The organism is Pediococcus parvulus (genome assembly GCF_964063155.1).
GTDB lineage: Bacteria > Bacillota > Bacilli > Lactobacillales > Lactobacillaceae > Pediococcus > Pediococcus parvulus.
In genome coordinates this window covers 369720-381605 of record NZ_OZ061292.1, presented here as the reverse complement: position 1 = coordinate 381605, position 11886 = coordinate 369720, and the positions used below count along the sequence as shown (strand labels likewise).

11 protein-coding genes and 1 pseudogene are annotated in these 11886 nt (G+C 39.8%); 4 read left to right on the top strand and 8 right to left on the bottom strand.

Features of this window, described 5'->3' with window-relative positions:
* Nucleotides 1–124: 124 nt before the first annotated feature.
* A complete protein-coding gene (locus tag AB3217_RS01845; RefSeq protein WP_068807039.1) occupies nucleotides 125–505 on the bottom strand; it encodes an iron-sulfur cluster biosynthesis family protein in 381 nt (126 codons plus the stop codon).
* A 137-nt stretch (nucleotides 506–642) separates the two neighbouring features.
* Between AB3217_RS01845 and AB3217_RS01840 the strand changes: the two genes are divergently transcribed.
* Nucleotides 643–1170 (top strand): GNAT family N-acetyltransferase, encoded by a 528-nt coding sequence (locus tag AB3217_RS01840; RefSeq protein WP_367365595.1) that lies wholly within the window; start codon nucleotides 643–645, stop codon nucleotides 1168–1170.
* On the opposite strand, the gene AB3217_RS01835 is transcribed toward AB3217_RS01840, so the two are convergent.
* The 3 genes from AB3217_RS01835 to AB3217_RS01825 all read right to left on the bottom strand — a co-directional run bounded on the left by AB3217_RS01835 (nucleotide 1167) and on the right by AB3217_RS01825 (nucleotide 4392).
* A complete protein-coding gene (locus AB3217_RS01835; protein ID WP_367365594.1) occupies nucleotides 1167–2033 on the bottom strand; it encodes a ribonuclease H family protein in 867 nt (288 codons plus the stop codon). The genes AB3217_RS01840 and AB3217_RS01835 overlap by 4 nt on opposite strands.
* 205 nt (nucleotides 2034–2238) lie before the next feature.
* Entirely contained in the window at nucleotides 2239–2421 is a 183-nt protein-coding gene (locus AB3217_RS01830; protein ID WP_057784749.1) for a hypothetical protein, read from the bottom strand.
* Between the two features lie 657 nt (nucleotides 2422–3078).
* A complete protein-coding gene (locus AB3217_RS01825; RefSeq protein ID WP_057784748.1) occupies nucleotides 3079–4392 on the bottom strand; it encodes an NCS2 family permease in 1314 nt (437 codons plus the stop codon).
* Nucleotides 4393–4687: 295 nt separating this feature from the next.
* On the opposite strand from AB3217_RS01825, the gene AB3217_RS01820 reads away from it, so the two are divergent.
* Nucleotides 4688–5653 (top strand): hypothetical protein, encoded by a 966-nt coding sequence (locus AB3217_RS01820; protein ID WP_367365593.1) that lies wholly within the window; start codon nucleotides 4688–4690, stop codon nucleotides 5651–5653.
* 253 nt (nucleotides 5654–5906) lie between these two features.
* Here AB3217_RS01820 and AB3217_RS01815 read toward each other — a convergent pair whose 3' ends face one another.
* Together AB3217_RS01815 and AB3217_RS01810 are read right to left on the bottom strand one after the other, a co-directional pair.
* The gene (locus AB3217_RS01815; protein WP_367365592.1) at nucleotides 5907–7826 is read right to left on the bottom strand and encodes a M13 family metallopeptidase; all 1920 of its coding nucleotides are present in this window, start codon (nucleotides 7824–7826) and stop codon (nucleotides 5907–5909) included.
* A 70-nt stretch (nucleotides 7827–7896) separates the two neighbouring features.
* A complete protein-coding gene (locus AB3217_RS01810; RefSeq protein WP_057784745.1) occupies nucleotides 7897–8868 on the bottom strand; it encodes an asparaginase in 972 nt (323 codons plus the stop codon).
* A gap of 183 nt (nucleotides 8869–9051) precedes the next feature.
* On the opposite strand from AB3217_RS01810, the gene AB3217_RS01805 reads away from it, so the two are divergent.
* On the top strand, nucleotides 9052–9810 hold the full coding sequence (locus tag AB3217_RS01805; protein WP_057784744.1) for a potassium channel family protein: 759 nt from the start codon (nucleotides 9052–9054) through the stop codon (nucleotides 9808–9810).
* Between the two features lie 56 nt (nucleotides 9811–9866).
* Here the strand turns inward: AB3217_RS01805 and AB3217_RS01800 are convergent, their stop codons facing one another.
* Nucleotides 9867–10193 (bottom strand): heavy metal-binding domain-containing protein, encoded by a 327-nt coding sequence (locus AB3217_RS01800; protein WP_057784743.1) that lies wholly within the window; start codon nucleotides 10191–10193, stop codon nucleotides 9867–9869.
* Nucleotides 10194–10701: 508 nt separating this feature from the next.
* A pseudogene (locus AB3217_RS01795) lies at nucleotides 10702–11175 on the bottom strand (MIP/aquaporin family protein); the annotation flags it as partial.
* A gap of 233 nt (nucleotides 11176–11408) precedes the next feature.
* On the opposite strand from AB3217_RS01795, the gene AB3217_RS01790 reads away from it, so the two are divergent.
* Nucleotides 11409–11843: a hypothetical protein gene (locus AB3217_RS01790; protein ID WP_068807057.1), complete on the top strand. Its 435-nt coding sequence runs from the start codon at nucleotides 11409–11411 to the stop codon at nucleotides 11841–11843.
* Nucleotides 11844–11886 lie beyond the last annotated feature (43 nt).

Below are 11886 nucleotides of genomic sequence, written 5' to 3'. Positions count from 1 at the left end.
AAGAACCCTTTCAGAACAAGGCAATTAAAGAGATAACGGGCAATTGCGTCTATATTTTGCCAAAAAAATAATAACCAACATCAAATCCAAATGTTTGTTGGTTACTATTACTCATTTACTCAAATTATCGGGCAGGATTATTTTTTATCCCATTCTTGTCGGTAAAGTCAATAAAGCCCACGTTATCATCAATGGCGCCACCATCTCCACTTAACTGCAAAGTACCCAGATGAGTGTTTAGTTTGATCGTCATATTTTCTTCCAAATCTTCTGCTGAATAATCCTTAATTAATAAGTCACCAATATTTGAATGAACAACCATGTTATACCCAGTAATGGGCATATCCTTACCCACAACGTTAATCGTAAACTGGACTTGCATATGAATCATGGCATGCTGAGAATAGTCGCCCACGCCATCTTCAAAAGTAAACAGTAATCGTTTAGAATCATCTAAATGTTCCCGCACCTTACTCGCCGCGGCAGTGTCAAATTGAATCTTCATCATTGGGCCTCCTCGTATTATATATTTTGCACCCATTGTATTTGTTTTCTATAAATTCTCCAAGCAAAATTACTTGGCATGCACGTAAAATGTTATATGCTAGGACTATGAATAGAAAACAGACGAGGAGATCTCCAATGGAAAGATTTGAGAAGTACCATCCAATTTTGACAACCCATTACACCCTTGATTGGCTTACCGCTACCAAAGTAAAAGACATTTATGCCTTACGCCACGATACTGAGATTGCTGCTATGAGTGGTCGTCATGTTGACGCAGACATTAATGAAACTGTAGCCTATGTCAATAAAACTATGCGCAATATCATGCATAATGATTCCCTACTTTGGGGAATTTCTGACCGAAAAACTAATAATTTTTTGGGAACCTTTTGCATTTGGAATTTTAATAAGGAAAAAACAACTGCCGAAGTCGGTTATGAGATTCTTGCTGCCCAGCAAAATCACGGTATCATGTCTGAAGTTCTCCAACACATGAGTAACTTTGCGTTTGCGGAACTTGGTTTAACGACCCTATATGCGATCACTGGTCAAGCTAACGTCACATCACAGGCTGTTTTGACCAAAAACAAATTCCGCATTGATCCTAATTATCCTGGAGAAAAAGAGACCGTCAGCTTTAGCTTGACCGCCCCAGAAAACTAATCATTGTACCATTCTAATTTTTCCAAACTCTTTTTAATGGCATCCACCGATTGCTGATGATTATCGGGTTGGATGTCTTTTTTTGTATAAACTTTTTTTGCCGGTTTTTCCGATGTTGAAGCAGTGCTTTGTCCTTTAGGAGTTTTGGCGCCGGTTTCCATACGGTCCATCGTCTGATTTAACAAGCTATCGACAAATACGTTTCCTTCGTTCGTCGCATGGCCCTTCGTCCAATAATAATGTAAATGAGGAAATTGAGCTAACAGACGATCTAATTGTTGCCATAACTCACTATTAGCAAGCGGTTGACCGGAACCACGTCTCCAGCCACGGCGTTTCCACCCCGCAATCCAATGCTTTTGAATCGCATTCAGCACATACTGGGAATCCGCAACAATCGCAATATCCGCCTTTGAATCAAGGTTGGCATTGATCCACTCCAACGCTTTAATCAGTGCCATAATTTCCATTCGATTATTGGTCGCCCCAAATTCGCCTTCAGAACCAGAGTATTGCTGACCGTTAGCTTTCACTAAATATGCCCATGCCGCTTTGTCCTGCTTTTTAACATGACCGCCATTAACATTCCCTGTATTCCGTGAACCGCCATCCGTATAAACGACAATTGATTCTGTGGGTTCATCAGGGCTCCTGGATGTCGCTTTAGAAGTTTTAGTTTTGGATTTCGGTGTTCTGATTGTTTGATCGCCATTCAGCCATTGCTGTGCTTCATCTTTGGTGGCAAATCCCTTGTACCTTGCTCCGGGAAAACCATCAATCAGTGCTTTAGTTTCTGCCCAATTCGTGAAAATTCCCGTTTGTTTGCCTTTTGCGACGGCATAAAATTTCTTTTTCGTTGCCATTATATTTCCTCATTTTAGTTGATCATTTATGTATCTAACAATTTCATTGAACCACATTGTAATAACTGGTTTCAAGTTCTCAGAAAATAAAAAATTCCTCTAGGATAAGTTTAATACTTTTGTATCAACTTATCTTAGAGGAACTGAACTCGTTATCCGAAACGGAATCATCAGCATTCAAAATTGCTAGACCTCGAATTTCTTATTAGTTTGCGTATTGTGTTAATACTTGACCATTAGTTTTTTCGTTTAACTTGTTAAGTGCTTCTGTGATGGTTACACCACTAGCTTTAATATTTGGATCGCGTTTCTCACTTGCCCAGAACAATTGTGTTTCTGTGTCCAAAGCAATTCGATAATCACGATTACTAAAGTTTCCAAATCTCATTGTAAAACCTTCTTTCCTTTTGTTTCTCAACAAAGGATTCAATGAGATACGAAATATCAACGATTCAAAATGAATATATTCTTGCAGCCGCGTTCTTCCCTTCAAAAATGATATGTCGTACCAAAATTCCTTTGTTCATACTTATTTACCAGTTCTCTAATTCCAACTGGTAAATGAAATGATAACACCTAAAAGGCTGTAAACGCAAGCAAAATGCTCTATATTTATGTGTCAAATTTTTGTAGGTAGTGCTTTTAATCACCAGAAGTATGATTCCTGCGGGATTGCGATCCCGCATACGTCACCATCCGCGCCTGCTACTTTCCGCTGAGCTCTAGGACCGCTCGGCAAAACAAAAGGCAGATTATAAGCACGATTCCTGCGGGATTGCGATCCCGCATACGTCACCATCCGCGCCTGCTACTTTCCGCTGAGCTCTAGGACCGCTCGGCAAAACAAAAGGCAGATTATAAGCACGATTCCTGCGGGATTGCGATCCCGTCTCCATCGTCGTTCCCGACTACTACTTTCCGCTGAGCTCTAGGACCGCTCGGCAAAACAAAAGGCAGATTATAAGCACGATTCCTGCGGGATTGCGATCCCGCCTCCATCGTACTTATAATCTGCCTTTTATCGTTTTGCCTCGCGCACTCTTCTCTATCCCTTATTCAGTATATACATAAAGAAGATAAACACGAAGAACAATCCGTACATAATTGGATGCACTTCTTTACCTCGTTTTGCCGCAATCATTGTAATTGGGTACGTAATAAATCCAAGCGCAATACCATCTGAAACACTATACGTCAATGGCATTCCAATCAAAATTAAAAACGCAGGAATCGCAACTTCCATCTTTTCCCATGACACATGTTTCATCGATTGCGCCATCAATACTCCCACAATAATTAGCGCCGGCGCCGTCACTTGATTCGTAACCACCGCCAAAAGTGGTGAGAAGAACAAACCTAATATAAATAACACACCCGTTGTCACCGCAGTTAATCCAGAACGACCACCAACCGCAATTCCGGCCGACGATTCAACATAAGCACCCACTGGAGAAGTTCCCAAAACAGAACCTGCCAACATTGCCGTTGAATCTGACATCAATGCCTTACCTACTCGCGGCATCTTGTTATCCTTCATAAAACCGGCTTGTTGTGCCAATCCCACCAATGTACCTGCTGTATCGAAGAAAGTAACTAGCAAGAACGTTAAAACAACTACCCATAACTGGACAGTATTGATATCACCAATATGCTGAACTCCAACCATGAAAGTTGGCTTCAAACTTGGAGCCGCCGATACCCATTGTGTTGGTGCCTTAATCAAACCTGTGATCAATCCCAGAATGGCTGTTGCTGCCATTCCAATAAAAATACCACCAGGAACGCGACGAACCATTAAAATCGCCGTCAAAACTAATCCGAAAATTGTTAACCAAGTTGTCGCCACCTCAAGTGATCCTAACCCAACCACTGTCGATTTATTAGCTACAATTAAGCCCCCATCATGCAAACCTATAAAGGCAATGAATAAACCAATCCCACTAGAAATTGCATATTTCAAATCCGCTGGAATTGCATTAATGATCATTTCACGTAATTTAAAAATTGTAATCACGATAAAAATTAAAGAAGCCACAAACACGCCAGCTAAAGCTGTTTGCCAAGGAATCTTCATTCCAATACAAACGGAATAGGCAAAGAACGCGTTAATTCCTAATGCCGGTGCGGTTGCAATTGGATATTTAGCAAGCACCCCCATCAAGAAACAGCCCAAGGCACTCGCTAAAGCTGTTGCTGTAAACACAGCCCCTTTATCCATTCCTGAAGCTCCCAAGACACTAGGATTCACAAATAAGATATATGCCATAGAAATGAAAGTAGTGAAACCTGCCAGAATTTCACGTTTTACTGTTGTATGTAACTGATCAATCTGAAAATAACTATTAATCTTTTCTCCCATGATTGCTTTCTCCTTTAGCATTACTGATTCAAAATCAGAAACAAGTTTCGTTCGTGTTTTGCTTCCGAAACAACAATATATATCATACAATAAAATCGATTCAAAGTAAAACACAAACTTTAGAATTGTGTAAAAACGTTATTTTCCAAAAAATAACTTTTCACAGTTTTACCTGGAATACTTATCACCTAACTTACCCTCGTATTTCTTTTCATAAGGGTGTATAATTCATATTTATGACAGTGTGTCACATCAAAACACACGAGATGTAAACATTAAAGGTGGTTATTAAATTATGCAAAAGTTTTTATCGGGGATTGTCGGCCTTGTTGCTATCTTTGCACTTGCAGGTTGTGGCAATCAAAAATTAACTGTTGGCTCCTCAACCAAAACACCAAGTGGCATGGTTGCGGTGATTAAAGGCAAAACTAATAAAGATGCCAAAATCAGTTATCGGGTAAAGGGACAAACAAAAAAATCTGTTAAGAATACAGATGGTGCTTATGTGATTGAAATTCCTGCAACTACAAAAACGCAGAAAGTAACAGTTACATCACAAAAAGGGTCTGATGTTCTCACCAAAAACGTCACCATCAAGAAAACTAAAGCTTTAGCAAATTACAAATCAATCGCAACAAAATATAACCAGGCTGTGATTGGCATGTCTTTATCCAAATCCACCCAGAAAAAGGCTCAGGAATTAGCTACCGCTGAAAAGAAAGCAAAAGCGATTTCAACAAAAACAACTTCTGCGGCAAAGGCTAAAGCTGAAATTGCTAAATTACCCGCCAGCCAACAGAAAAAAGCCCTTGCCAAACTTCAAGCACAACAAAAAGAAATGCTCGCACTTCAAAAAGAGGCCAAAGAAGTCCAAACAGCAATGGCTGCTTCTAAAAAGAAGAATAAAGATAAATTATTGCCAACCAGTTTAAACAATGGCGTCCGAAATGTAATAACCCAGAAAAACTATACAGTTCGTGTAAATCATCAAAATAAAAATCTAATGGGCATCACTTTGATTGTTCCAGTTAAAGCCATGAAACAAAAGAGTGGTCAAAAAGATTTTGGAACGGTCTTTGCTTTGTTAACCTCCGAAGTTGGTGCTAAACCAAAATCAGTTATGAAACAGTTCAAGAAAGTTCAAAAAGACGCTAAAAACAGTACCAGCACCTCTACAACAACTCATGTCATTAAATCGAATGGCGTGAAGTTCCAAGTTGGCTATTCAACTACCCATTTATATATTTACATCACTAAGTAAAATTTCCATACTTAAAAAGCCAATCAACAATGAGAAACCGAAATTCTCATGTTGATTGGCTTTTTTGATTTGTTCATTTTTTAGGACAACCCCGCAAGTCAGTCTTTAATATTTAAGCGGGGTTCCCGCAGGATTGCGACTCCGCACTACTCCGTTTTACAGTTGATTTTCGTTCCGAAAATCTCCTATTCTCCGGTCGTTGTCGATTCTTGTGGCAAAAACAGCCGCAAGAACTCGCCCTCCTTCACACTCTTTACCAGATTTGCACCCGTTTCTCCGGATCCAAGTACATGCCATCTCCTGGCTGCACATTAAACGTCTGGTAAAATTCGTCAAAATTCTTTACCTGCACATTGGCCCGCAACTTCGCCGGTGCATGCACATCAATCGACAACAACAACTGTTCATATTCCTTTGTTGCCTTACTCCGCCATACGCGCGCCCAGTTCACAAAGAATGCTTCCAAATCTGGATTCTCAGTATGTTTTGCCGCCTCCAGCGCACAACTCAATCCACCATCATCAGCCACATTTTCAGTCACTACCAACTTACCATTCACCTTACCACCAGCAAATGGAAGCCCATCAAACTCTTCAATCATCGCTTGTGAACGTTTCTTAAATTCTTTCATATCAGTTTCCGTCCACCAGTTATGCAAACTTCCATTTTCATCAAACAACGCACCGTTTGGATCAAACGCATGAGAGATTTCATGAGCCATAACCGCACCAATTCCGCCGTAGTTTTCACTTGCGCTCTGTTTCAAACTATAGAATGGCGCCTGCAAAATTGCCGCTGGGAAACAGATCAAGTTGCCTTCTGGAGAATAATAAGCATTAACCGTATCAGCACTCATTTCCCATTTTTCTTTATCAACTGGTTTGTTAAACTTGCTTAACTGGTCTTCAGTGAAGATCTTTGCAAATGCCTGTGCGTTACCTAATAACGTACCGCCATCCTCAACCGAAGTTGTGTGTAAACGTGTATAAACAGGTTCCATTTTATCAGGATAGCCGACATGAATATCCATTGCACTCAACTTCACAACCGCTTTTTCACGAGTTGCCTTGCTGAGCCAAGTATTATTTTGCAGACGATCCTTATAAACACCTGTCATCGCCACAACCATATCGTGAACATCTTGTTTAGCCTTTTCACCAAAGTACTTTTTACCATAGTAGTCACCCACAACCTGACTAAAGGTACGGCGAGCTAAATAAAATGCACTCTTTTGTTGCTTCATGGCTTCTTTTTGGCCGGATAATGCCCGATGATACGTGCCACTTACCTGGCGGAATTCTTCGCCAAGATAACCAGCTAATTGGCCCACAGTATTCACAATTAACCAATTTTTGAAGGCTGGGAACGTTTCTTCATTTACAATCTTGGTGAAGTTTTCAAAGAATTTTGGCTCCGTAACAATCACTTGTTTTGGTGTGTCACCAAGTAATTCAGTGATCCCATCAGCAATTTTAAACTCACCCAATTCTTTGTTGAATTCTGCAAAATCAATGGGATTATACAGCTTGGCAACGTCACTCATTTCTTCTGAATTCTTTTTAAATGGTGCCATTGAAGCATCAAACTTCTTTGCATCCGCCACAATTTGTTTGGCTTCATCTGCAGACTTACCAATCATTGTCAATAATTTCTCAGCCATTTGTGTAAAGACTGCTAACAACTGTGTTCCTGCTTGATTGTCTTTTTCATAGTAGGTTTTGTCAGGTAAAATTAAACTTCCACCTTCAGCCCATAACACGTTTAACTTAGTTTTACCCTGGCTCTTTAAATCAGGTTCTACCCCAATATCAAAGGGCACTGGAAATCCGTTTAAAGTCCAGTCTTTAAATTGTTTGTTCACATCAGCAAAACTAGAAATTGCTTCTACTTTTTCAAGATAAGGCTTTAAAGGTGCCGCGCCATCTTGATCACGTTTTTCAAAGTTAGCAGCGACATCATAAAACTTCAAAAACTCTTTAATTAAAGGATCATTGTTAGCCAATTTTCCTGATTTCATATCGGCGAAATCTGTCATTAATTTTTTATCTACATCATCAACTAAGTCCATGAATCCACCAGTAGATGAGTGGTCACTTGGAATTTCAGCAGTTTCGATCCATTCCCCATTTATTGCATCATAAAAATCATTTCTTAATTTTGTAGCATCTGCCATTTTATCCCATCCTTTATTTTCAGATAGCCATAGTATAGCGCATTTTTAATTTTCTCACAAAATTTTAATTTTACGATACAGCATTACTAATATAATCACGCAATGTCTGTCCCGTTAAACCGGCGCTAATACCTATCAATAATTTAATTCTTGCTTTGGGGCCATTGAGTCCCTGACAAAATGTTACACCCATTCGTTCCAAATCAATTCCGCCACCTGGATAATCATAAATTGGTTCAGCAACACCATTATAGCAACGTGAAACCATGACAACTGGAATTTGATCATCTAAAAGTTTTTTGATAGCTGCAACCGTTTCTAGTGGCATATTTCCAGCACCCAGGCCTTCAATGACGAGCCCCTTTGTTGATTTCTGATCTAAACATTCAATCAAACTAGCTGGCATCCCTGCATAAGCTTTCAACAAATAGACATTACTTACCAAATGGTCAATCGGTACGACCGTTTGTTGAATTAATTCTTGAAAATAATGGATTCCGCGTTTTCCAACTAGACCAATGGGGCCGAACGTTGGTGTCCGAAACGTATCCACGTTAGTCGTATGGGTTTTGGTCACATAACGAGCAGTGTGAATTTCATCATTCATCACCACTAAAACCCCTTTATCCGTTGATTCATCAGCGGCAGCAGTCAAAATTGCACTTTGAAAATTATAAACGCCATCTGAACCAATTTCGTTTGAAGATCGCATTGCCCCCGTTAAAACAATGGGCAAGTGATTTGGGAGCGTCAAATCTAAGAAATAGGCTGTTTCTTCCAAAGTATCCGTTCCATGCGTGATGACAATTCCGTCATAACCTTCTGATTCGGCTTTTTGTACGCGCTTTTGAATTTTCAACATATCAGCTGGGGTAATGTGCTCCGACGGTTTATTTAAAACTGATTCATTAGTTAATTCGATATTGTCATCAATAAACCGGCTATCTAGGAGTGGATTTTCTTTATTTGTTGAAACCTCGCCTAAATCATTGGCAGACATCGAAATCGTGCCTCCCGTATGTAATGCTAATATTTTTTTCAAGTGTTTTTTCCTCCTTGAACTGGTTGGCTTTATATCCCTGATTCTAGTTGATTTCACAGTCAGTTGCTACACTCTATTACGATTTCAATCTTAAAAAATTTCTTGCGATTGAAATTCAGGAGTTTACACTGTCATTTAAAGAGTTAAAATAAGTTTAACATGTACAATCACAGGTGGCATATAATGACTCGAAAACTACAAAAATGGCTCCTTATCTACCAAGTTATTATTGGCGGTTTGGCCTTATTTTCTAGTGGAATTGCATTTTCAACCTTTTTTACACACGTCAATCTTTTATCTGGGACGCTAGGCATTTTTATGAACAGTGTTTTGGGTATTTTCTGGATCGATTATTTAGTTCGCTTTTCTTTTTCTAAAAACAAAAAGGGATTCCTGATTGATAACTCGTTTGACATGCTTGGATTAGTGCCACTGCACCCAATCTTTGCCATCTTTCGAATTGAACGGGTCATCCGAATTATTCGCTACTACCACCTGTTTTGGCGGTTAGGGCTAGACGGTAGATTTACAAAGACAGTACATCGTTTTTTTTATGCCACTGGCTTCGTTTATCTACTATATGTCAGTGTGGTTATCCTAGTTTTAAGCGCATTGCTTTATTCAATCGTTGAAAAAATTTCGCTTGCTAACGCACTGTGGTGGGCCATCACAACTGCAACCACCGTTGGCTATGGCGATGTTTTCCCACATACGGCAATCGGAAAAATCATTGCCTCCATCTTGATGCTTGGTGGTATCGGTTTTATTGGTTTGTTAACCAGTACAATCACCGGCTTCTTCACCTCAAACAACGCCAATATGGAAAACACTGATTTGACGCTGCTTCTGCAAAAAATTGATGACTTATCCGATCAGGTTTCGCAACTGCAAAAAGAAGTTTCTAAAAGCAAAAAGAAATCACATCGAAAAAAGAAATCGTAACTAAAAGACCAGTAACCTTTCACAAAATGAAAAGGGCACTGGCTTTTTTGATTATTCTAATTTACAAATTTAACAGCTGTCCCATAAGCAGCAACTGTTTCCATGTCTTGACCAATTGAATCTGAATCAAACCGCATCATAACCACTGCGTCGGCACCCATTTCTTCTGCATTATTTCTCAACCGCGAAATGGCGGTATCCCGTGCTTCAGACAACAATTCTGAATAAGACTTAATCTCACCACCAACAATGTTCTTCAATCCGGCACCGATATTTTTAATTACATTTTTTGACTGAGTCGTCAATCCAAAAACTTCACCAATAATTTCATAACGTTGACCCGGAACATTTTCAGTCGTGGTCACTAAAATTCTGTCTGCCATCTGTGTGTCTCCTAACTTTGCCCTAGTTTAGTTGAAACTTACTTGCCATCCATATTATAGCATGAAAGCGTGCCCGTTTAGTGAGCTCTAGGACCGCTCGACAAGTCAAAAGGCAGATTACAAGCATGATTCCCGCGGGATTGCGATCCCGCATACATCGCCGCCCTTGCCCTACTTTTTTCCGCTGAACTCTAGGACCGCTCGACAAAACAAATAGCAAAGTATAAGCACGATTACTGCGGGGTTGCTCCCCGCATACATCGCCATCTTTCCCTGCTTTTTTCCGCTGGACTCTAGGACCGCTCGACAAAACAAATAGCAAAGTATAAGCACGATCACTGCGGGGTTGCTCCCCGCATACATCGCCGCCCTTTCCCTGCTTTTTTCCGCTGAGCTCTAGGACCGCTCGACAAGTCAAAAGGCAGATTATAAGCATGATTCCCGCGGGATTGCGATCCCGCATACATCATGCTTATAATCTGCCTTTTACCGACTTGTCTCGCGCACTTTACTCTTCACTGCCCAAATAATTACCCACACCAGCAGCCAACACCGCTCCTACCAATGGTGCCACCAAATACAACCAGTAATGAGTCATCGCTGAACCACCCTCAAACAACGCCGGACCAAAACTTCGTGCCGGGTTCAATGATCCTCCCGTCAAATTCAACGCCACTATAATCATCAACGCCAATGTAATTCCAATAATCAATCCCGCAAAGTTTGCATTGCCCCACTTTTTACTTGTGACCAACACAATAACCAACACAAACAGGAATGTTACCAACGTTTCCGTAATAAACGCACCACCCACCGAAATATTCGGAAAGTCCGTTTGTCCCAAATTCTTTGTCGACAATCCTAATTCATGAACTAAATCAAACACAATTGCAGATGCCAAAATTGCGCCAACAAACTGCGAAATCACATAGCCCACAAAATCCTTGATTCCTAATCGATGATTTAACAACATTGCCAATGAGCTCAGCTAAATATTTTCTCATATTTCCATCTCCCGTTACATTACGAATAATGAATACTTTCTATCTAACAAAAATTATAGATTAATTTTTCAAAATAAACAATCTTGAACTATTAAAAACCGGTAATAAAATTTAACTATCCTTTAAAATCGGACAAAACGCTCGTTTACATAGCGTATCTTTCTTGTTGTTATGGTAAAATATAACTAATATATTTTTAGGGGGAATGACCATGAGCCAAGTCGATGTCAAGTTAATCACAGAACCAACCGCAAAAGAATTTTTAACCGATTATAAAGAACAAAAGCGAAATAATAATGTTCCCGAGCTCAAAAGCCAAGGCCATTTTATTCTACCCGACTACAAACTGACCAAACAACGCAAAGCTTTTAAGATCATGAAACACACCTATCTGACAAAGCACTACAAATCATATGTTGCTTTCGATTCCGACAATGGCCACACCCTGTGGATGAAAAACTTTGCCAGTTTAACTGAAGCTGTTTTTTGGCTTGAAACTGGACTGGATATTGGTGATACAGACACTCGTTCAACCTACAAAGAGTGGAAGGTAAAGCATGAAGACGCCATTGAAGATTTAAAAAACCAATTGCGTGAGCTGAAGAAGAAACGTACGCAACAAATTCCTTTAGACAGTGCTAATTAAGCATAAAATTGCAATTATTAAGAATTCACCTATTTTTTGAGGG